Origin of the sequence: Streptacidiphilus pinicola (genome assembly GCF_003258295.1) — a bacterium.
In the GTDB taxonomy this organism is placed as follows: Bacteria; Actinomycetota; Actinomycetes; order Streptomycetales; family Streptomycetaceae; genus Streptacidiphilus; species Streptacidiphilus pinicola.
The window spans coordinates 1-20,494 of the sequence record NZ_QKYN01000014.1 but is presented as its reverse complement, the minus strand read 5'-3'; the positions used below and the strand labels follow the sequence as shown (position 1 = coordinate 20,494).

Below are 20,494 nucleotides of genomic sequence, written 5' to 3'. Positions count from 1 at the left end.
GCGGACCACCCCACCCGGGACAGCCGGGCTGAGGCGCGGTCAGGACAGCACGGGCGCTGCCAGGGCGCGGACCCGGTCCGGGTCGCCGTAGATGTCCAGCGCGGTGATGACCCCGTCGGTGACGGTGAAGGCCATGAGCGTGGTCGGCCGGCCCCCGCGCACGACCAGCGCCGCGGCGAGGCCGTTGACGAGCACCGGCCGCAGGTCCGCCTCCGGCACGAAGCCGATCCGGGCGTTCTCGGCCACCGTCCGGGCGCCGCGCACGAGCGCGGGCCGAGGCAGCTTCAGCGCGCCGAAGTCGGCGCGCGCCACCACGTCCGGGTGCAGCACCGAGACCAGCGCGTCGAGGTCGCCCTCGCGGGCCGCGGCGAAGAAGGCGTTGACGACCTCGCGCTGCCTCGCCACGTCCCGGTCCCGCTGCGGGACCTGCGCGGACGACACGCGACGCCGTGCGCGGCTGGCGAGCTGACGGGTCGCCGCGTCCTCGCGCTCCAGCACGGTGGCGATCTCGGGGAACGGCACCTCGAACATGTCGTGCAGCACGAAGGCAAGCCGCTCGTCCGGGGTGAGCGTGTCCAGCACGATCTGCAGCGCGAGCCCGACCTCGTCGGAGAGCAGCGCGGCGTCCTCCGGCGCGAGCGGGCCCTCCCCGGCGACGACCGGGTCGGGCAGGTGCCCGTCCCAGGTCTCCCACGGCTCCCACGGCTCCTCGGCGCGGGTGCGGCGGGTGCGCAGCGCGTTGAGGCAGACGCGCCCGACGATCGTGGTCAGCCAGCCGGCCGGGTTCCGGACCTCCTCGGCGCGCACGTCCGAACGGCCGATGCGCAGCCAGGCGTCCTGCAACGCGTCCTCCGCGTCGGCGAAGGAGCCGAGCATCCGGTAGGCCACGGCGCGCAGCCGCGCCCGGTTCTCCTCGAACCGCTCCGCGAGCCACGTCTCGTCGTCCACCGGCCCAGTCTTGCACGCGGTTCCGCGCCGCTGTCACACCGGCGGCGCCAGCCGTGTCATAGCGGTGAGACCACGGTCCGAGAGAGGCGGCCGACCATGACCACACCGTTCCTGCCCCCGATCGAGAAGCCGCGCGGCCGCGTGCTGCGCCTGATGTTCGCCGTCTGCCGCCGTCAGTTCGGCAAGGTTCCGACGCCGTTCACGGTCTTCAGCGCGCGGATGCCGTTCGCGTTCCTGAGCTTCTACACGAAGATCAACCGCCTCGACCGGAAGCTCACGCTCCCGGCCGAGACCGTCGTGCTGGTCCGCGAGCGGGTCGCCGGCACCAACGGCTGTCTGTTCTGCCAGGACGTGACCCGTTGGTACGCGCTGCGGAAGCAGGTGGTCAGCGAGGAGCGCCTGGACGCCCTGTCCTCGTACGGGACGAGCCCGCTGTTCGACGGGGCCGAGCGCGCGGCGCTCGACTACGTGGGCGAGGTGGCGCGGGACAAGCACGTCCGTCCGGAGACCTTCGAGCGGCTGGCACGGCACTACGACGAGCGCCAGATCTGCGAGCTGGTCTGGCTGGTCGCCAGCGAGCACGTCTACAACATCACCAACCACGCGCTGAACATCGGCTCCGACGGCTTCTGCGAGCTGCGCCCGCCACGCCCGGCCGCGCGGGCCGGCTCGGCCTCGTGACGTCTCACTCCTCCGGGCCGGAGGCCACGCGGACGGCATAGGGGCGGAGGCTGTCGTCGCCGTGCTCGGCGAGGTAGCCGAGGGCGGTGAGGGTGCGGACCAGGGCCTCGGCCATGACCACGCGGACGGAGGTGGAGTGCGGGCTCTCCGGGCCCACGGAGGGGTGGGTGCGCCAGTGCAGCCAGACGCCGCCCACGGCGTCGTCGAAGGCGTCCACCTCCACCTCGACGCCGGCCAGCGAGGAAGGGGTCACCTCGTACGGCTTGGCGTTCAGGCCGGCGGCGAGCAGGTCGCGCTCGACCCGGGCGGCGAGCCGCAGCAACGACGCGGCGGCCGGCGGGTCGAGCCGCCGCGGGCCGAGCGTCGGCACGGAACCATCCGTCAGATCGGCGTGCGGGTCCAGGCGCGGGTCGGCGTGCGGGTCGGCCGGGGGATCCGCTGAGGGGTCGGTGGTCAGCTCGGGCCGAGGGTCCATGACAGCCAGCGTAGAGAAGCCTCACGCGTCTCCGGGGCCACTCGGGGCATGATCGAGGAAGATCGCATATGCCCCCTGCCAGGGCCGACCCCGAGGAGAGCCGTGGAGATCCGCTACAGCTGCGAGCCGAGCCCGGACGCGGCCGCGAACGAGGACTTCGTCCTCGCCGGCCCGAACTTCGCGCTCGTCCTCGACGGCGCGACGCCGAGCGGTCTGCCCACCGGCTGCGTCCACGACGTGCCGTGGTTCGTGGCGCGCCTCGCCGGCCAGCTCGGCGCGTTCCTGCTCACGCACCCCGACGAGCCGCTGCCGGAGGTGCTGCGGCAGGCGGTCCTGCGCACCCGCGACCTGCACCCGGAGTGCGACCACGGCAACCCCGAAAGCCCCTCCAGTACGGTCGCGCTGCTGCGCGCGGACCGGGTCGCGGACCGCCTCGACTGTCTGGTCCTGGCGGACTCCCCCGTCGTGGTGCGCACCACCGAGGGCCGGATCGAGGTGGTCGCGGACGACCGGATCGACCACCTCCCGGCCTACGACCGCGAGTCCGTCAGCGCGCTGCGCAACGCCCCAGGCGGCTTCTGGGTCGCCTCCACCCGCCCCGAGGCGGCGGAGCACGCCGTCACCGCAACCTTCCCGCTCGCCCACGTCCGCGACGCCGCCGCGGTCTCCGACGGCGTCACCCGCCTCGTGGAACGCTTCGGCTGGACCTGGACGGAGCTGCTGGACACCCTCGCCGCCGACGGCCCGGCCCACCTCGTCGATTCCGTCCGCAAGGCGGAACTCGCGCTCGCGGCGGACTCCTTCCGCGGCAAGCGCCACGACGACGCGTCGGCCCTGCACTGGCGGCCACAGCCCTGACGGGTCACCGGATCGCTCCTGCGGAGTGGTGGTGGCCTCACCCTGGCGCCGTGTGCGTACGGGTGCCGCCGGAATGCGCCGCACCCGGCCAGAACCTAGCTTCGAAGGGCAACCGCCGACCACGGACCACTCCGTCCACGTCGGCCACGCACCCAACGGAGGCAAGGCATGACCACTGCTTCGTCCGACACGCCCGTTCTCGACACCCTGGCCGCCATGACGATCGACTCGCTCGAGCGCTGCCACCTGGACCAGAAGACGCTCATCCTCACCCGGATGGCCGCACTCGCCGCGATGGACGCACCGCCCATCTCGTACCTCGCCCACTCCGGACCGGCCATGGACGCGGGTGTGTCCGGCGCAGATCTGCAAGACGTCCTGGTGGCGGTCGCCCCGATCATCGGTACCGCTCGCGTGATGGCCGCCGCAGGGCACATCGCGCAGGCGCTCGGCATCGCCATCGCCGTAGCCGAAACAGAGATGCCGACCACATAGGTCAACAAACGAACCTGAACACAGAGAAGACCCCGGTCGCCCGTTACGGGCGACCGGGGTCTTCTGCGTGCTGGTGTCAGCCGCGGACGACGTTCTCGGCCTGCGGACCCTTCGGACCCTGGGTGACGTCGAACGTCACCTTCTCGCCCTCCTGCAGCTCCTTGAAGCCGCTGCCGGAGATGGCGGAGAAGTGGACGAACACGTCCGGCCCGCCGCCGTCCTGCTCGATGAAGCCGAAGCCCTTCTCGGCGTTGAACCACTTCACAGTGCCACTTGCCATCATGTCTCCCGTTCGGGACGAGGGGCGCCCGGATCATGGGTACCCCTGGGGCTGGTCGCGTCCTCGAACAGCAGGTGAAGCGGTACGGCGGACAGCGAATCTCAGTGATCACGCTACGCCGCGCCGCCGCCTTGTGCCTCCCGGGACGGGACTCCACCCGGGTGGAGTCGCCCAGGATGCCCGGCCGGCGGATCGAGCCTGAGTGACCCTGACCAGCGGTGAATCCGCTGGTCAGGGGCCTCATCTGCGCAGCCGTGACTCAGATGTGGCGCATCGCGTAGATCGAGCCGATCGTCGAGATGGACTCGTAGCGGACGACCGCGCCGGTGTGCGGGGCGTGCAGCACGATGCCGTTGCCGGCGTACATGCCGACGTGCTCGCCGCCGTTGAAGAAGATCAGGTCGCCGACGCGCAGGTCGGAGACGGACGCGACAACGGTGCCGTCGCCCATCTGCGCGTAGGTGTCGCGGCCGAGCTGGTAGCCCGCCTGCTCGTAGGACCACATCATCAGGCCCGAGCAGTCGAACTCACTGGGCCCGGTCGAGCCCCAGTTGTACACGTCGCCGATGCGCGACTGCGCCGCCCGGAACGCCGCGGCCTCGATGGAGTCGCCTGCGGTGCCGCCGTAGTTCAGGCCGGAGCCCGTGCCGCCGACCAGCAGGGCCCGCTGACTGGCCGTCGCGGAGTCGAGCAGCTTCTGCGTCGCCTTGACCTTCGCCGCCGCCGCGGCCTTCAGCGCCGCCGCCTGCTGCGTGACCGCCTGCAGGGACTGCAGCTCCTGCTCGGCCTGGGCCTTCTCGCGGGCGAGGGTCTGCTCCTGAGCCTGCAGCAGGTTCAGGTCGGCGGCCTCGTTGCTGGTCACCTGGTTCATCGAGGAGGCCTTCTGCAGGAACTCCCCCGGGTCGCTGGTCAGCATCAGCTGCACCGTCGGGTCGACCATGCCGGAGGCGTACTGGCTCTGGGCGATCGCACCGACGCTGTCCAGCAGCTCGTTGGCCTTGGCCTGGCTGCGCGCGATCTCGTCCTCCAGGATCGAGACCTTCTGCTGGATCTTCTGCTGCTGCGCCTGGGCCTGGTCGAACTGCGCGACCGCCTTGTCCGCCTCGTTGTTCAGCTGGTCGAGCTGCGACCTCAGCTGCGAGGTGCTCGGCTGCGGAGCCGCCTGCGCGGCCTGCGCGGCGAAGCCGACGCTGGTCGCGGCGACCACGGTGAGCGCGGATATTCGCTTGGTGGTGCGACTGGGCGCGACGGGACGGCGGTGGGACGCCACCTGGGCGGGCTCCTTCTTCCTGGCCGTCTACCGGGTGAGCTGACGGGTTCGGGCCGGAAGTCTCGCCCTACGACACCTCACGGCCGCCTCGCGTGCACGCACGCGTCGCGGCCGACCTGATGCCGATTCACCCCGAGGACGTGGGTCCCCGGCTCCGTCTCGGAAATCCTCGACGAACTCGACGGGAACCGTCGTGGATGTCCGGTCGGACGATCGCCTACACAACGGCTCGAAGCTGAACCATAGTTGCACGATCGTGACAGGATCAACTGCCGGGCGTGAAACCTTGTGCCCGGGACCTGGGCGAATCGGGCCAAACAGCTCCAGCTCGACCGTGACGTGTCTCTCCACCCGCCTCCACCCGTGCCTCCACCCGGGGGTGGTGGCCGCGCCCCGGGGGGCGCGCGAGGCTGGAGGCATGAGCGGAGTCGAGACGGTGGTCCACGGTGTGCTGAGCGGCTGCATCGTGGTGTTCGTGGTCACCTGGCTGCTGGGCGCCCTGTACTTCGGGGTGGTGGCGCACGGATCCCGGGAGCGCGCCCGCAGCTGGCTGCGCGGGCTACGGGCCTCGCTGCCCGCGCGGATCGCGCTGGTGGCCTGCATCGTCGTGCTGCAGCTCCTGACCGGCGGCGGGCACAACGCGTTCTGGCAGCACCTGCACTACTGGAACCCGGTCCTCGGCGTCCTCGGCGCGGCCCTCGCCGTGGCCTCGACCGCCCTGCTGGTCTGGGCCCGCCTGGTCCTCGGCGCGATGTGGGCCAGCGTCCCCCTCGTCCAGGAGGGCCACGAGCTGCGCACCAGCGGTCCCTACAGCTACGTCAGGCACCCCATCTACACGGGGTTCCTGGGGGTGGTCGTGGGCGCGATGCTCGGCTTCGGCTTCGGCATGTGGGTCCTCATCACCGCCGTCGTCCTCCCCTGGCTGCTGCACCGCGTCCGCGTCGAGGACGACATGATGGCCGCCGAGTTCGGCGACCAGTACCTCGCCTACCGCCTCCGCGTCCCCGCCCTCCTCCCCCTGCGCCGGATCCACCTGTAAGACCGGAGCCGGTCCGGCCGCGTGGCCACGACCGACACCCGGTGAGCTCGCACGCCCGCCGCCCCCGGCCGGGAGGTCGGGGGCGGGGGATAGAGGGGCTAAACGGTCAACGGGACCGCGTGGATCTCGTCGGCGCGGTGGCCGGCTTTTTCGTGGACGCGTTGGACCGCGTCCATGGAGGGCGCCTCGGAGAGGCAGTAGACAGTGCCCGAGTCGGGGTCGGCCCAGGCCTGCATGAAGTGGACGTGTTCGGCGGCCTCGATGGCGAGGTCGGCCTGGTGCGCCGCCGCCAGCTGTTCGGCGGTGATCCCGGCCATCCCGCGGTGGACGTCCATGAAGAGAGTCATGACGTGTGGCACCTCCCTCGGTCCTGCCTCCAGGATGCGCCCGCTGGGGCGGGGCGGCCTCTCAGACGTCGGTGGCGTCGACGACGTCCAGCACGTCGACCATGCGCAGCAGCTTGCCGCGGATCCGCGCGCGGTGGGCCTCGGCGACGGTGATCTCGATGATCGCGCGGCCGGCCGGGTCGGTCCGGACCGCGAGGGTCTGGACGGGGTGAGCGCTCAGGACCGCCGCGAGGCGGCCGAGCAGGCGGCCGCCGGGGACGGCGGTCGCAATCAGCGTGGGCCCGGTCGCGACGCGGGCCGGGCGCGGGACGGGGGTTTCCAGGACCGTGCTCACGCCGCTCAGGATGCCAGGACATCCATGGCGCGGGACGAAGCGTCTCAAAACGTGAGCAGCGTGAGCACGGTCGCTTTGGCGTGCGATTCCGGAGAACGTCAGTGCTGCACGGTCTTCGACAGCGAGAAGTCGGCGAAGTACGCGTGCGTGGTCGTCTTCGGTCCCCAGCTGGTGTCGTGTCCGCCGTAGAAGGTGGAGAAGAACACCCCGCTGAACGGGATGGAGCCGATGCCGGAGGCGGCGCCCTTGAAGGACGCGACCTGGGCGCCGTCGTACCAGACGGTGACGTCGCCGGTGCTGCGGTTCACCAGCTGCTCGACGGTGTGCCAGTTGCCGTCCGCGAGCCACTTCCAGTCGCCGACGCCGAGGTCCACGCCGTAGCCGGTGGGGCCGGAGTTGGTCGGGGTGTAGAGGTAGACCTCGCCGTTGTTGGCGACCCCGTTGGCGCCGCGCCACATGTAGCGGGTGGACCAGCCGTTGCCGTGGTTGCCGCCGGACTCCTGGCCGATCACGCCGCCGTAGAGGCCGGGGAGCTTGCCCGCCTTGCCGAAGTCGTAGCCGGCCGGGAGCTTGAGCGCGTACTTGAGGTCCAGCGTCGTGGAGGACGCGAGGGCGGAGCCGCCGCTGAGCGAGCCGAGCTGGGTGTAGAACTGCGCGCCGCCCGGGTTCGGGCAGTCGGTGCAGGAGTGGGCGGAGGAGCCGGCCCCGTAGGTGATCTCCAGGGCGCTGTGGTCGCCGGGCGCGTTGGCGTCGGTGACCTCCTGGATCTGGCCCGAACCCCAGGAACCGGTGGACGTCCAACCCCAGGCAGACTTCCAGCTGCTGGAGCCGTAACCGGTGAACTGACCGGTCCAGGCGGCAGATCCGCCCGGCGTTGGCGTGCCCGTGGGGGTGGGCGTCCCGGTCGCGGACGGCGAGGCGGAGGGGGAGGAAGAGGAGGAGGGCGAGGGCGACGGCTCGCCGGTGGCGTTCGTCGCGAAGACCTCGAACTCGTCGACGGCGAAGCCGGATCCGCCCGCGTAGTGCTCGCCGTAGATCTCGATCCAGCGGGTCTCCACGCCGGAGGGCAGGGCGACCGTCTGCGTGCCGCCGGTGCCGCCGGTCACGGCGGTCTGGGTGTGCCAGGTGGCGCCGTCCGGCGAGGTGCGGATCTTGAAGCTGGTGCCGTATCCGGCGCCCCAGGCCACGGTGACGTGGTCGACGGCCTGGGTGCTGCCCAGGTCGACCTTGAGCTCCTGAAGCGTGGCCGCGGCGCTGTTCCAGGCGGTGCCGGTGTCGCAGTCGGTGGCGTCCGCGGGCGAGCTGCCGGAGGCGGTGCTGGTGGCCGTAGTGGCGGCGCCGCAGGCGAGGTCGCCGGGTATCGCCCCGGCGGCGGCCGTGGCGCTCGGGCCGGACAGGGCTAACGCGACGGCGCCGGCGGCCGTCAGCGCACCGGCAGCCACGAGGGCGAGGGGCGTTTTGGTGGGGGACATCTGACTCCTTGGATGACGGGGTGGGGCCCGACGGTTCCTGACGAAGCGTTGGTTCATCGTGGGGAGTCGGCGGCCGTCGGAGCAATCGCCCCCACGGTCAAGGAATGGCAAAGTTGTTCGTCATGCCGTTTCTGATTCATGTTCATGAACAGGCATTCACTGATGAATCAGATCAGAAGCTCCCATACCGAACGCCCAGGGATCGCGGATATGGACGGGGGCCCTTGACGCCCGAACGACTCGGCGCTTCAATCCCGAAGCACCTCACCCTCGTTCGAGGGGTCCCGGCGGTACCGGCGAAGCGCGCCCCGATCACCCACCGGACCCGCTCCACGAGACGAGGCGATCCTTCATGGCCCAGGCCACCGCGTCCCCGCCCTCCCCCTCCACACTGCGCCGGCTCCATCCCGGCACGCTCTACGCCTTCGGTGCGCTGGGCGGGATCCTCTTCGGCTACGACCTCGGCGTCATCGCCGGGATCCTGGTCGTCATCGCCAAGCCCTGGAACCTGTCGGGCTTCGACAAGGGGCTGGTGACGGCCTCGCTGTCCGTCGGCGCGATGATCGGAGCGGGCCTGGCCGCGCGCCTGACCGGCCGGATCGGCCGGCGGCGGACCATCATGGCCTCCGGCGGCGTGGTCATCCTCGGCACCGTCGCGTGCGCGCTGTCGCCCGGGTTCGGCGTGCTGGTGGTCTTCCGGACGCTGCTGGGCCTCGGCATCGGCCTCTCCTCCGCGACCGTGCCGACCTACCTGTCCGAGCTGGCGCCCGCGCGCATCCGCGGCGCGATGGGCTCGCTCAACCAGATCTTCATCGTCAGCGGCATCCTCATCGCCTTCCTGGTCGACTACTGGCTGCAGCCCGCGCACCAGTGGCGCTGGATGTTCGCGGGCGCCCTGGTGCCAGCGCTGGTCCTCGTCGTCGGCCTCACCTTCCTGCCCGAGACGCCGCGCTGGCTGGTCAACCTGGGCCGGGAGGACGAGGCGCGGGCGGTGCTCGCGTCCACCCACCGGGCCGACGAGATCGACGCCGAGCTGCAGGCGATCCGCGAGGTGATCCGCCTCGACCGCGAGCAGTCCTACCGGGTGCGCGACCTGTTCACCTCCCGGTGGGTGCGCCCGATGCTGCTGGTGGCGCTGCTGCTGGCGATCGGTCAGCAGTTCAGCGGGGTCAACGCGATCAACGCCTACTTCCCCACCATGCTGGTCTCGCTGGGCTTCACCGCCAACACCGCGTTGCTGTCGGCGATCGTCCTCGGCGTCACCAAGCTGGCCTTCACCGCCTGGGTCGTCTTCGTCGTCGACCGCTGGGGGCGCAAGCCGCTGCTGCTGATCGGCAACGTGGTGATGGTGGTCACGCTGGCGCTGACCGGCGTGGTGATCTCCGGCGTCCACGACAAGGGCACCCTCGGCACGCTGACGGTGGTGCTGCTGGTGCTCTACCTGGCCGGCTACGAGCTCGGTTGGGGCGCGGTGGTGTGGGTGATGATGGCCGAGGTCTTCCCGCTCAAGGCCCGCGGCGCCGGCATGGGCGTGGGCGCGGTGGTGCTGTGGGCGGCGACCGGTCTGATCACCGCGATCTTCCCGATCATGTCCGACAGGAACCATCTGGGCGTGGCGAACTCCATGTACGTCTTCGCCGCCGTCAACCTGGTCCTGCTCGGGCTGACCAAGCGCCTGGTGCCGGAGACCAAGGGCCGTTCCCTGGAGCAGATCGAGCTGGACCTGCGGAACTGACGCGAGGGCCCCGGTCGGTTCGCCGACCGGGGCTCTTCGCGTCGGGGGTTCAGCGCAGCTCGGGCGGCAGCAGCGCCGGCGGGCAGTCCTGGTAGGCGACCGGGACGAGCCAGCGGTCGATCGCCGCCGCGCCGACGGAGGTGTGTGCCGGGCCGGTGGTGGCCGGGAACGGACCGCCGTGCTGCTGGGCGCGGTTCACGGCGACGCCCGTCGGCCAGCCGTTGACCACCACGCGTCCGGCCCGTCGCGCGGCCGTGTCGAGCAGGCGGGACGCGGCGGCGAGGTCGTCCGGGTCCGTCTCGTCGAGGTGGACGCCGCAGGTCAGTTGGCCAGGTCCGCGGGCGATCCAGCCGGCGGCCCGCTCCGGCGTCGCACCGGTGACGACGATGCCGACGGGGCCGAACCGCTCCTCGAAGAAGTAGTCCGAGGCGGCCTCGAAGTCGTCGGCGTCGACCCGGAAGGCGGCGGGTCGGCCCGCCCACGGGCCCTCCCCCGCCGTGCTCTCGGCCAGCAGGGTCACCTCCGGGCGGGCGGCCAGCGCGACCACGGCGTCGCGGTGGGCGGCGTGGATCCGGGCCGTCAGCATCGGGGCGCCGCTGGTCGCGGACACCGCCTCGCCGAGCGCGGCGAGCAGGTCCGCATCGTCGGGGACGAACAGCAGGCCGGGGTTGGTGCAGAACTGGCCGACGCCGAGGGTGAGCGAGCCGGCCCAGCCGGTCGCGACCGCCTCGGCGCGCGCCCGGGCCGCACCCGGCAGCACCACCACGGGGTTCACCGAGCCGAGCTCGCCGAAGAACGGGACCGGTTCGGGCCGCCGCGCGCACTCCGCGGCCAGGGCCAGGCCGCCGCGCGTGGAGCCGGTGAACCCGACGCCGGTGACGGCCGCGTGCCGCACCAGCGCCACGCCCGCGTCGAAGCCGTGCACGAGAGCGAAGACCGCAGGCGCGCCGCAGTCCGCCAGGGCCTCGGCGACCAGCTCGGCGGTCCGCGCGGAGGTGCGCGGGTGCGCCTCGTGCGCCTTGACCACGACCGGGCAGCCGGCCGCCAGGGCGGACGCGGTGTCACCACCGGCCACGGAGAAGGCGAAGGGGAAGTTGGACGCGGCGAAGACGGCGACGAGCCCGGTGGGCCGCTTGCTGCGGCGCAGGTCCGGACGCGGTGGGGCCGCGCCCGGATCGGCGGGCTCGACGACCGAGCCGAGGTACCCGCCGTCCCGCAGGACCTCGGCGAAGAGCCGCAGTTGGCCGGTGGTGCGGGCGACCTCGCCGGCCAGGCGGGGCAGTCCGAGCGCCGTCTCGCCGTCGGCGAGGGCGGCCAGCTCGTCGGTGTGGTCGTCGAGCCGGTCGGCCACCGCCTCCAGCGTGCGGGCCCGGCTTTCGCGGGAGGTCGTCGCCCAGGCGTGGGCGAGCCCGTCCAGCGCGCGGCAGACCCGGTCGACCTCCTCGGGCGTGGTCGCGGGCAGGGGCTCGCCCAGCGGCAGGCCCGTGCGCGGGTCGAAGCCCTGCACCACCTCACTCATCGCCGGCACCGCCCGTCTCCGTCCGGTCCATCCGGTCGACGTCGAACTCGGGGAAGGTGAAGGGTCCGCCGAGATGGGCGAAGACGGGATCGTCCGGGCCCGGGTCGCCGTGCTCGGCGAGAACGGCGGCGGCGTGCACCTCGGCGTCGTCCTGCGGGTCGTAGCCGAGCGCGGCGGCCTCGTCCAGCGTGACCCAGCCGCCGCGGGTGTTGCGGGAGACGCCGTGGACGATCCGGTAGCCGGGGCTGGGCGCGGCCAGGCAGGCCTCCAGCAGCCGGGCGCAGTCGTCCGGCGAGAGCCAGGTCGACAGGGCGCGCGGGTTGGGCGGCGTGGGGAAGCAGGTCAGGATGCGGATGCAGATGACGTCGAGCCCGTAGCGGTGGTGGTAGAGCGCGCCGAGCGCCTCCCCGGCGACCTTGGAGACGCCGTAGTAGGTGTCCGGCAGCGGCGGGGTGTCGGCGCCGAGCGGGTACTCGTCCGGCGTGTGGAAACCGACGGCGTGGTTGGAGGAGGCGAAGACGACGCGCGGCACGCCGGCCCGCCGGGCGGCCTCGAAGACCGTCCGGGTGCCGTGGATGTTGACGTCCAGGATGTCCGCCCAGGCCGCCTCGACGGAGATCCCGCCGAGGTGCACGACCGCGTCCACGTCGGCGCAGGCCTTCGTCATGGCGTCCAGGTCGGTGACGGAGGCCCGCAGCACCTCCTCGCCCTCGCGCGGCTCGAGTTCGGCGATGTCGAGCAGCCGCAGGGTCCGGTCGGGGCGGGCCAACCGGGGCCGCAGCAGGGTGCCGACGCCGCCCGCCGCGCCGGTGATCAGAATCCGGGACACAGAGTCTCCCTCGTGGTGTCTGCTCGTGTGCGGCTCATGCTCACAGAACCCGGACTCGTTCACAAGGGGGGTTCTTGTTCACATATACAAACGCTGCACCTTGACCACCACGCCGCGGCCGACCTAGGCTCGACGCGTTCACGTCCATGCACACGATCCACGTACATGGGTTGATGAGAGAGGGATCGCGCCCGTGACCCAACACCCGGTGGCCCACCCCGCCCCGCCGCTCGCCCGTCGCCTCGACGGCCTGCTGTTCTTCCCCGTGACGGCGTTCGACGCGGCGGGCCGCTTCGACGCCGGCGGCTACCGGGCCCATCTGGAGGCCCGCCTCGCGGACGCCCCCGGCGCCGTCTTCGCCGCCTGCGGCACCGGCGAGTTCCCCGCACTGGGCCTCGCCGAGTACGCCCAGGTCCTCGCGACCGCCGTCACCACCACGGCCGGCCGCGTGCCCGTCGTCGGCGGCACCGGTTACGGCACGGCGCTCGCCCGCGAGTACGCCCGCGCCGCGGAGGCCGCCGGCGCCGACGCGCTCCTCGTGCTGCCGCCGGCCGGCGTCGACGCCGACCAGGACGGGCTGCTGCGCCACTACACGGCGCTGGCCGGGTCCACCGGCCTCGACCTGATCCTCTACCAGCGCGACCAACTGGTCTTCACCCCCGAGACGGTGGCCTGCCTCGCCGAGGTGCCCAACATCGTCGGCTTCAAGGACGGCCGCGGCGACCTCGACCTGATGCTGCGCATCGTCAGCGCGGTGCGCACCTCAGGCGCACGGGACTTCCTCTTCTTCAACGGCATGCCGACCGCCGAGTCGACGCAGGCGGCCTACCGGGCGATCGGCGTCCCGCTCTACTCCTCGGCCGTCTTCTGCTTCGCGCCCGACCTCGCACTCGCCTTCCACCGCGCCCTGGAGAAGGGCGACGCGGCCACGCTCACCGTGCTCACCGACACCTTCCTGCGCCCCTACGTCGAACTGCGCCGCCAACGGCCCGGCTACGCCGTCTCCCTGGTCAAGGCCGCGACGCGGGCCGTCGGCCACCCCGTCGGCGAGGTCCGCGCCCCCCTGACCGAGCCCGACCCGGCCCACGTCACCACGCTGCTCGCGCTGCTGGAGCGGACCCGCGAGGCGCTCGCATGACCCGACGGACGGAGATCGGCGCCTACGTCTACCCCTGGGACCTCGACGGCGACCCGACTGCGGCCGGACGCCTGGCCTCGCTCGGCGTCCGCCGCGCCTCCGTCGCCGCGGCGTACCACGCGGTCCGTGCGCTGACGCCACGTCACCCGGCACACCGGGTCGTCACCGCGGACCACTCCGCCGTCTACTACCCGCTGGACACGGCGCGTTGGACAGGACCGCTCCGTCCGGCCGAGGCCGCCTGGTCCCCCCGCTCCTTCGGCCGTGCGGTGACGGCGCTCAACGAGGCCGGGTTGGAGGTCTACGCCTGGACGATCCTCGCCCACAGCGACGGGCGCTTCGCGGACGCCACCGTCGTCAACGCCTACGGCGACCGCTTCCCCTGGGCGCTGTGCATCGCCCAGGAGGCGGTCCAGCGCTACTGCGCGACGCTGGCCGCGGAGTCCGCGAGCCAACCAGGCTTGGCGGGCCTGGAGTTGGAGTCCTGCGGCTGGTACGGCTTCGACCACCTGCACGCCCACGACAAGACCGCGGGCGTCCCGCTCCCGCCGAGCGCGAAGCTGCTCTTCTCACTCTGCTTCTGCGCCACGTGCGCGGACGCGTACGCGGCGGCGGGCACCGATCCCGCGCGTCTGCGCGCGGACGTCCGGGCGGCGCTGGACCCCGTCTTCGCCGGCACGGCGGCCGACGCCCGCCTGAGCGAAGAGCAGACGGCCGCCGTCACCCGGATGCGGATCGACACCGCCGCCCGCCTCCGCGCCCGCGCGCTCACCGCGATCCACGCCGAACGCCCGGACCTCCCCGTGCTGCTGCACGCCAACCCGGACCCGCTCGCCTGCGGCGCGTCCCCGGGCCTGCCCACCGATGCCGCGTCCGCGCCGGTCCTCCTCTGCAACGTTCGCAGCGAGGCGGCGCTCGACGCTGTGCGCGCGTACGCGGGACCGGACCGCCGGGTGGTCGCGACGGTGACGGCGGTCGAGGGTCTCGGCGGGAACGGGGCGGACCTGGCCGCGTGGTGCACGGACCTGGTGGACGCTGGGGCCACCGAACTCCGTTTCTACCACCCGGGGTTGGCATCGACATCCGACTGGGATGCCATGCGCGAAGCGGTTGTTGCAACTTCCTAGCGCAACCAAGCTCAGAGGTGACGCGTAGCAAGCGCGAGCCGCTCGCGCGCAGCGAACAGCGCATCGCGGATCATCTGCTCGCGGCCCGGGGTCAGCCGGGCCACCGGGACGCTGCAGCTGACCGCGTCGCGGGACGGGGTGCGGTAGGGGATGTCCACCGCGAAGCAGCACAGGCCGAGGGTGTTCTCCTCCCGATCTGTGGCGTAGCCACGCTCGCGGATGGCGTGGAGTTCCTCCAGCAGCGCCGCGCGCGTCGTCAGGGTGTGCTCGGTGAGCGGCTCCAGCCGCTCCGGCAGGAGCTTCTCGATCTCCTCGTCCGTGTGTGTCGCGAGCAGCGCCTTGCCGAGTGAGGTCGAGTACGCGGGCAAGCGGCGGCCGACGCGGGTGAACGGGCGCAGATAGTGCTGCGACGCCCGCGTCGCCAGGTAGACGACGTCGACGCCGTCGAGGCGGGCGAGGTGGATGGTCTCCGTGGTCTCGTCGGAGAGCCGGTCCAGGACGGGGCGGGTCGCGGCGACGACCTCGTCGCCGTCGATGTAGGCGGTGCCGACCAGCAGCGCGCGCATGCCGATGCCGTAGCGGGTGCCGGTGACGTCCGTCTCGACCCAGCCGAGCTCGACCAGGGTGCGCAGCAGCATGTAGAGGCTGCTCTTGGGATACCCGAGCGCCTCCTGGACCTCCGCCAGGCTGTGGAGCCCCGGGCGGCCGGCGAAGAACTCGAGGAGTTCGACGGTGCGGACGGCCGACTTGACGTTGGCGCCGACGGGTGCGGCGGGGCTCGGCGTCTGCGCCATCGGGCGACCCCTTCCTGCTGGGCTCACGGGCGTCGTTCACGGATTTGGACTGCGTTCAATATAGCCCGCCGTCACCCGTTCGGGATCCCCTCCGCCGTTCATGTGTATGAACTATGTTCTGACTCTTGACTCGATCATGTGCTCGGTCGTGTCATGTGTTCACTCCCGCGCACGCCCCCACCGCACGCCGTCCCGATCCCTGCCGAACGAAGGACGCCGCCATGGATGCGACCACGCCCCGACCCACCCGCTCGCCCCGCCGTCGCGAGGTGCTGGCCGCCGGCGCCGCCGCCGGTGGCGCCCTGCTGCTGGGCGGCCTGACGGCCCCTCAGGCCCGTGCCGCCGCCAACTCCGCTTCCACAGACTCCGCGGACGCCTCGACGCCGAGCGACCCGTACGACCAGCTGCGCGGCGTCTGGTCGGACATCCTGACCGGCGGGGCCGCCGTGGACCCGGGCGATCCGGACTATGCGCACGCCATCGCCACCGTGGACGCCGGCGCCGACGCGGACATCGCGCTCTACGACGACTCCGCCACGCCGCGGGGCGTCTACACCGACCTGCCGCTCACCCACGTCGAGAACGCCAGCCTCAGCTACTACCGGCTGCGCGACACCGCCATCGCCTGGGGTACGCCCGGATCCCGGCACCAGCAGGACCCGGCGGTCGCCGCCCGCGTCGTCGCGGGCCTCGCCCTGCTGCACGCGACGTACTACAACCCCGGCGCACAGCAGGTCGGCAACTGGTACCACTGGGAGATCGCCGCGCCGCAGGCCCTGCTCAACGCCTGTGCGGTGCTGGGCAGTCAGGTGCCCGCCACCGACCTCGCCGACTACCTCGCCACCGTCGCGCACTTCGTGCCGGACCCGACGCTGCAGCAGCAGGGCAGCGTCGTCACGACCGGGGCCAACCGCTCCGACAAGTGCCAGATCACCATCCTGCGCGGCATCCTGGCCAAGGACCCGGGTCTGATCGCGCTCGGCCGCGACAAACTGTCGGACATCTTCCCTTACGTCACCACCTCCGACGGCTTCTACCGCGACGGCGGCTACATCCAGCACGGCAACATCCCCTACAACGGGCACTACGCCTATGTGCTGCTGAACGACCTCAGCCAGCTCTCGCTGCTGCTGGCCGGCTCCTCCTGGCCGATCAGCGACCCCGGGTTCGCCACCGTGCTGGACTCCGTCGACCTGACCTTCGCGCCGTTCATGCGCGACGGCCTGGTGATGGACGCGGTGCGCGGCCGCTTCCTCTCCCGGCAGGGCGAGACCGACCACGACGCCGGCCACGACATCACCGAGGCGGTGCTGCGGCTGATCCCGGTCGGCACGCGCGACCAGCAGAAGCGCTGGAAGGCGCTGTGCAAGGGCTGGATCACCCGGGACACCTTCGCGCCGATCGCCGCCGACGCGACACCCGCCCGGATGGTGCTGGTCAAGTCCGTGCTGGAGGACGCGTTGGTGCAACCCGACCCGCAGAACCGGGGGCACCTGCAACAGCCGTCCGTCGTCCGGGCCGTGCACCGGCGACCGGGGTGGGCGTTCGCTGTCGGGCTCTCCAACGACCGGATCGCCCGGCTGGAGGCCCTCAACGGGGAGAACCTGCACGGCTGGCACGTCGGCGACGGCGCGACCTGGCTCTACACCGACAGCGACAACGGCCAGTTCACAGACGCCTACTGGCCCACCATCGACCCGACCCGGCTCCCCGGCGTCACCGCCGACGCCCTCCCCCTGGCCGACAGCGCCGGCGACGCCACCACGCCGCCGACCCCCTGGGCGGGCGGCGCGGTCCTGGGCGGCCGGTACGGGGTCGTCGGCCTGGACCTGATCCCCTTCGGCTCGCCACTGCGGGCACGGAAGTCGTGGTTCTGCCTGGACGACTGCGTCGTCGCCCTCGGCGCGGGCATCACCGGCAGCTCCGGCCACACCGTCGAGACGACACTGGAGAACCGCAACCTGCACGCCACCGGCACGAACACACTGACCGTCAACGGCAATATACAGCCGAGCAGTTCGGGGTGGAGCACCGCGCTGGCCCCAGACGGCTGGCTCCATCTCCAGGACGTGGCCGGCTACGTGCTGCTCGACGGCGCGACCTCGTCGGGCACGGTGCTGCGCGGGCTGCGTGAGCAGCGCACCGGCACCTGGGCTTCCATCGACACCGGCCCGAGCACCGGCGGCACCACCACGCCGTACACCAACACCTACGTCACCCTCTGGCTCGACCACGGCGTCGACCCGACCGCCGCGAGCTACGGCTACCTGCTCCTGCCCGGCGCCACCCCCACGGCCACCGCCAGGCGCGCGCAGCGCCCCGGCGTCACCGTGCTCGCCAACTCCGTGGCGCTGCAGGCGGTCCACGTGGGGGACGCGCAACTGGTGGCCGCGAACTTCTTCGTCGCGGGCAGCCTCGCGCCCGGCCGCGCCGCGCTGCCGGGGGTCACCGCCGACGGCCCGGCCTCGCTCCTGTTCCGCCGCGACGGCGACCGTCTCGAACTCGCCGCCTCCGACCCGACCTGCACCTCGACCACCCTGACGGTCACCCTCACCGGCGCGCCGGGCTTCCGGCGCGGCTTCAGCGACGACCCGGGCGTGCGGGTGGACTTCTCCACCGGCACACCCCGGATCACCCTCGACCTCACCCAGGCCCTCCCCGGCACGTCCCGCACCGCGCACCTGCGCCGCGGCTGATCAGCGGGTGAGCGCGGCCAGCCGGCGGTACGCGAGGACGAGGAGGACCGCGGTCAGGGCGGCGAGGATCCCGGTCTCGATCCACAACATCGGACTGAACTCGGACGGCGGGTGGAACCGAACCCAGGTGGGTACGTGTCCGCCACACCCGCCGTTCCAGCACTGGCTGAACGAAACGGGCTTGCCATTCAGCACGACCCCGATGCTCTCCACCCAGGCCCCCTGCGGAGGTCCGCTCCCGTCCGACAAGACCATGAAATGGAGAGGCATCAAGTAGGGCCGCACCTGCTCGATCACGAAGACCAGTACGCCGTAGAGGAACAGAGTGACACCGAGCGCCGGGATCACCCGGCGCAAGGTCAGGCCGACGGAGGCTCCGAGCGCGAGCGCGGCCAGGGTCAGCACCGGGTAGACAGGCACCAAGTCGTGCGAACCGTAGGTCTCGTTCCACTCCGGCTGTGGGTGTGACCAGTAGGCAGCCCAGCGCACGGCTACCGACAGGACCGTGCTCAGCACGAGCAGCACGACGGCCGGCAAGGCCAGGCGGTGGGAGAGCCAGCGGCGCGGCGAGACCGACTGGCTCCACAACAGCAGATGCCGACCACGCTCGAGGTCTGCGGCCAGGGGCTGCGCTGCGAGCACCGCACCCACCAGGCCCGGCAGGGCCAGAATCGCGAGCGCGAGATTGCTCCACTGCCCGCGAATGTCGAATGCAGCGTTGTCAGCATTGGTACACGCCGGGCCTGTGTCACCCCCCGAGTCGCATCGCAGTGCGATCCACCGCGCATGTGCGAGCTCAAGTTGATGCCGTTCGTACAGCAGAAGGGAAACACCCGCAATGACCAGCGCCGCGACGACCAACAGCCCCACTCGACTCTGACGCCAGCTCAACCACGTGACACCCCGGAGCCGGAGGGACGGACGGGTGGCAACAACCGTGGCGCTCACGCGGCGACCTCCGAACGGGATGTGTTGAGCGAGGCGGCCTCCGGCGAGCGCAGGTAGGCGAGGAGGAGTTCGTCCAGGCTCGGGGTCTCGACCTGCCAGCCGTCCGCGACCGGGCCGTTGGTCCGGACCAGCGCGGTGGTGGCCCGGCCGGTGCGGCGGACCTCGACGATCGTCCCCGGGTCGAGCGGGAGGCCCTCGGCACCGCGTAGCAGCCGGTGGGCGTCGAGGATCTCCTCCGTCGGGCCGGCCAGGCGCACTCGGCCGCCGTCGACCAGGAGTAGATGGTCGGCGACGCCGTCGAGCTCGCTCAGGATGTGCGTCGAGATGACGACCGTGGTGCCGTGCTCCGCCGCCTCGCCCATCAGGGTTCCCATGAGCTGGTGCCGTGCCAGCGGATCGAGGTCCGACATCGGCTCGTCGAGCAGCAGCAGCTCCGCCCGCTTGCCGAGCGCCAACGCCAGGGCGACGCGTGTGCGTTGGCCGCCCGACAGTTCGCCGATCCGGCTGTCCATCGGGAGCCGTCCCTGCTCCACGATCCCGACGGCGGTCCGCTGGTCCCAGCGCGGGTTCAACTCGCGGCCCAGGCGCAGGGTCTCGGCGACGGTGAGGCGTGGGTAGAGGGGCTTGTCCTGGGCGACGAAGGCGGTCCGCTCGCGCAGTTCCGCGTCCGCGCCCGGGCGCAGGCCGAGGACGCGCAACTCCCCCTCGCTCGGCTGCCGCAGGCCCGCGGCCAGCGTCAGCAACGTGCTCTTGCCAGAGCCGTTCGGGCCGACCAGGCCGCAGACGGCTCCGGTGGGTATCACGAAGTCGCAGTCCCGCAACGCCCATCGGCGCCGGTACCGCCGGCCCAGCGACCTGCCGACGAGGGCCGCCTCCGGCGTCCCGTCGTCCCCCACCCGTGGTTCCCCCATCACCTGGTTCCCTCCCTGCCGCCGCCGACCGGAGCGGTCGGGGCGGATGTCCGTTGTTCGCGTGTGTCGAGGACGGCGGTCATCAGCGCCGTCACGTCCTCGCGGTCCAGTCCGGCGGCCAGCGCCCGGTCCACCCACCCGGCGAGCTCGGCCCGCAGCTCGGCGTCCCCGGTGGCGTCCGCGTTGCCGAGCGAGCGCCGCACGAAGGTGCCGAGGCCGGGCCGCGGCTCGACCAGCCCCTCGCGCTCCAGCTCCCGATAGGCCTTGAGAACGGTGTTCGGATTGATCGCCGTGGCCTCCACGACCTCCCGCGCCGTCGGCAGCTTGTCCCCCGGCTGCAGCACGCCGAGGCGCAGCGCCTGCTTGGTCTGCTGGACGATCTGCTGGTAGGTGGGCACCCCGGAGCGCCGGTCGATCCGGTACTCGATCACCTCGGTTCCACCCCATTCCACCCTTTCACTAATGTGTTAGTGGAATAGTGGTGGGAGGTTCGACGACTCGTCAAGTCATCAGACGGAGACCTCGTCCGGCGCGTAGACAGGCCAGGCCCAGCGGGGCGGTGGTGGCGGCGTGGCGGGCGGGTCGTCGATGCCGGAGC

At 72.1% G+C, this 20,494-nt stretch carries 21 protein-coding genes and 1 riboswitch; of the genes, 8 read left to right on the top strand and 13 right to left on the bottom strand.

Annotation, left to right across the window (positions count from 1 at the left end; all coding sequences use genetic code 11):
* Positions 1-39 precede the first annotated feature (39 nt).
* Positions 40-948, bottom strand: a complete 909-nt coding sequence (locus DN069_RS03350; RefSeq protein WP_111499284.1) for a sigma-70 family RNA polymerase sigma factor — start codon at positions 946-948, stop codon at positions 40-42.
* A 96-nt stretch (positions 949-1,044) separates the two neighbouring features.
* Between DN069_RS03350 and DN069_RS03345 the strand changes: the two genes are divergently transcribed.
* A complete protein-coding gene (locus tag DN069_RS03345) occupies positions 1,045-1,629 on the top strand; it encodes a carboxymuconolactone decarboxylase family protein (RefSeq protein ID WP_111499283.1) in 585 nt (194 codons plus the stop codon).
* A gap of 4 nt (positions 1,630-1,633) precedes the next feature.
* On the opposite strand, the gene DN069_RS03340 is transcribed toward DN069_RS03345, so the two are convergent.
* Complete coding sequence (locus tag DN069_RS03340; RefSeq protein ID WP_111499282.1) at positions 1,634-2,104, bottom strand: hypothetical protein; 471 nt, start codon at positions 2,102-2,104, stop codon at positions 1,634-1,636.
* A gap of 102 nt (positions 2,105-2,206) precedes the next feature.
* On the opposite strand from DN069_RS03340, the gene DN069_RS03335 reads away from it, so the two are divergent.
* Together DN069_RS03335 and DN069_RS03330 are read left to right on the top strand one after the other, a co-directional pair.
* On the top strand, positions 2,207-2,962 hold the full coding sequence (locus DN069_RS03335; protein WP_111499281.1) for a hypothetical protein: 756 nt from the start codon (positions 2,207-2,209) through the stop codon (positions 2,960-2,962).
* A gap of 168 nt (positions 2,963-3,130) precedes the next feature.
* Positions 3,131-3,457 carry a carboxymuconolactone decarboxylase family protein gene (locus DN069_RS03330; protein WP_111499280.1) on the top strand — a complete coding sequence of 109 codons (327 nt, stop codon included), beginning with the start codon at positions 3,131-3,133 and terminating at the stop codon, positions 3,455-3,457.
* A 76-nt stretch (positions 3,458-3,533) separates the two neighbouring features.
* Here DN069_RS03330 and DN069_RS03325 read toward each other — a convergent pair whose 3' ends face one another.
* Together DN069_RS03325 and DN069_RS03320 are read right to left on the bottom strand one after the other, a co-directional pair.
* On the bottom strand, positions 3,534-3,737 hold the full coding sequence (locus DN069_RS03325) for a cold-shock protein (RefSeq protein ID WP_111499336.1): 204 nt from the start codon (positions 3,735-3,737) through the stop codon (positions 3,534-3,536).
* A 259-nt stretch (positions 3,738-3,996) separates the two neighbouring features.
* The gene (locus DN069_RS03320; RefSeq protein WP_111499279.1) at positions 3,997-5,007 is read right to left on the bottom strand and encodes a C40 family peptidase; all 1,011 of its coding nucleotides are present in this window, start codon (positions 5,005-5,007) and stop codon (positions 3,997-3,999) included.
* A 10-nt stretch (positions 5,008-5,017) separates the two neighbouring features.
* A riboswitch (cyclic di-AMP (ydaO/yuaA leader) is annotated at positions 5,018-5,192 on the bottom strand.
* Between the two features lie 233 nt (positions 5,193-5,425).
* On the opposite strand from DN069_RS03320, the gene DN069_RS03315 reads away from it, so the two are divergent.
* A complete protein-coding gene (locus tag DN069_RS03315; protein WP_111499278.1) occupies positions 5,426-6,046 on the top strand; it encodes a methyltransferase family protein in 621 nt (206 codons plus the stop codon).
* Between the two features lie 98 nt (positions 6,047-6,144).
* Here DN069_RS03315 and DN069_RS03310 read toward each other — a convergent pair whose 3' ends face one another.
* The 3 genes from DN069_RS03310 to DN069_RS42295 all read right to left on the bottom strand — a co-directional run bounded on the left by DN069_RS03310 (position 6,145) and on the right by DN069_RS42295 (position 8,199).
* Complete coding sequence (locus tag DN069_RS03310) at positions 6,145-6,393, bottom strand: SCO4226 family nickel-binding protein (RefSeq protein ID WP_111499277.1); 249 nt, start codon at positions 6,391-6,393, stop codon at positions 6,145-6,147.
* A 61-nt stretch (positions 6,394-6,454) separates the two neighbouring features.
* Positions 6,455-6,727 carry a hypothetical protein gene (locus tag DN069_RS03305; RefSeq protein ID WP_111499276.1) on the bottom strand — a complete coding sequence of 91 codons (273 nt, stop codon included), beginning with the start codon at positions 6,725-6,727 and terminating at the stop codon, positions 6,455-6,457.
* A gap of 98 nt (positions 6,728-6,825) precedes the next feature.
* Positions 6,826-8,199: a discoidin domain-containing protein gene (locus DN069_RS42295; RefSeq protein WP_165845353.1), complete on the bottom strand. Its 1,374-nt coding sequence runs from the start codon at positions 8,197-8,199 to the stop codon at positions 6,826-6,828.
* 352 nt (positions 8,200-8,551) lie between these two features.
* Between DN069_RS42295 and DN069_RS03295 the strand changes: the two genes are divergently transcribed.
* Positions 8,552-9,934, top strand: a complete 1,383-nt coding sequence (locus DN069_RS03295; protein ID WP_111499274.1) for a sugar porter family MFS transporter — start codon at positions 8,552-8,554, stop codon at positions 9,932-9,934.
* A 49-nt stretch (positions 9,935-9,983) separates the two neighbouring features.
* Here the strand turns inward: DN069_RS03295 and DN069_RS03290 are convergent, their stop codons facing one another.
* Together DN069_RS03290 and DN069_RS03285 are read right to left on the bottom strand one after the other, a co-directional pair.
* Positions 9,984-11,453 carry an aldehyde dehydrogenase (NADP(+)) gene (locus DN069_RS03290; RefSeq protein ID WP_111499335.1) on the bottom strand — a complete coding sequence of 490 codons (1,470 nt, stop codon included), beginning with the start codon at positions 11,451-11,453 and terminating at the stop codon, positions 9,984-9,986.
* On the bottom strand, positions 11,446-12,282 hold the full coding sequence (locus DN069_RS03285; RefSeq protein WP_111499273.1) for an NAD-dependent epimerase/dehydratase family protein: 837 nt from the start codon (positions 12,280-12,282) through the stop codon (positions 11,446-11,448). The genes DN069_RS03290 and DN069_RS03285 overlap by 8 nt, the downstream gene beginning before the upstream one ends.
* A gap of 193 nt (positions 12,283-12,475) precedes the next feature.
* Between DN069_RS03285 and DN069_RS03280 the strand changes: the two genes are divergently transcribed.
* Both DN069_RS03280 and DN069_RS03275 read left to right on the top strand, forming a co-directional pair.
* Entirely contained in the window at positions 12,476-13,420 is a 945-nt protein-coding gene (locus DN069_RS03280; RefSeq protein ID WP_243638867.1) for a 5-dehydro-4-deoxyglucarate dehydratase, read from the top strand.
* Positions 13,417-14,547 carry a hypothetical protein gene (locus tag DN069_RS03275; protein WP_111499272.1) on the top strand — a complete coding sequence of 377 codons (1,131 nt, stop codon included), beginning with the start codon at positions 13,417-13,419 and terminating at the stop codon, positions 14,545-14,547. Before DN069_RS03280 ends, DN069_RS03275 begins: the two co-directional genes overlap by 4 nt.
* 11 nt (positions 14,548-14,558) lie before the next feature.
* Here the strand turns inward: DN069_RS03275 and DN069_RS03270 are convergent, their stop codons facing one another.
* Positions 14,559-15,341: an IclR family transcriptional regulator gene (locus DN069_RS03270; protein ID WP_111499271.1), complete on the bottom strand. Its 783-nt coding sequence runs from the start codon at positions 15,339-15,341 to the stop codon at positions 14,559-14,561.
* A gap of 221 nt (positions 15,342-15,562) precedes the next feature.
* Between DN069_RS03270 and DN069_RS03265 the strand changes: the two genes are divergently transcribed.
* A complete protein-coding gene (locus DN069_RS03265; protein WP_111499270.1) occupies positions 15,563-18,037 on the top strand; it encodes a polysaccharide lyase 8 family protein in 2,475 nt (824 codons plus the stop codon).
* On the opposite strand, the gene DN069_RS03260 is transcribed toward DN069_RS03265, so the two are convergent.
* Genes DN069_RS03260 through DN069_RS03250 form a run of 3 tightly spaced genes read right to left on the bottom strand, consistent with a single transcriptional unit; the run spans position 18,038 to position 20,327 of the window.
* A complete protein-coding gene (locus DN069_RS03260; RefSeq protein ID WP_133259820.1) occupies positions 18,038-18,985 on the bottom strand; it encodes a hypothetical protein in 948 nt (315 codons plus the stop codon).
* Positions 18,982-19,896 carry an ABC transporter ATP-binding protein gene (locus tag DN069_RS03255; RefSeq protein WP_111499268.1) on the bottom strand — a complete coding sequence of 305 codons (915 nt, stop codon included), beginning with the start codon at positions 19,894-19,896 and terminating at the stop codon, positions 18,982-18,984. Before DN069_RS03255 ends, DN069_RS03260 begins: the two co-directional genes overlap by 4 nt.
* The gene (locus DN069_RS03250) at positions 19,896-20,327 is read right to left on the bottom strand and encodes a GntR family transcriptional regulator (protein WP_111499267.1); all 432 of its coding nucleotides are present in this window, start codon (positions 20,325-20,327) and stop codon (positions 19,896-19,898) included. The genes DN069_RS03255 and DN069_RS03250 overlap by 1 nt, the downstream gene beginning before the upstream one ends.
* Positions 20,328-20,494 lie beyond the last annotated feature (167 nt).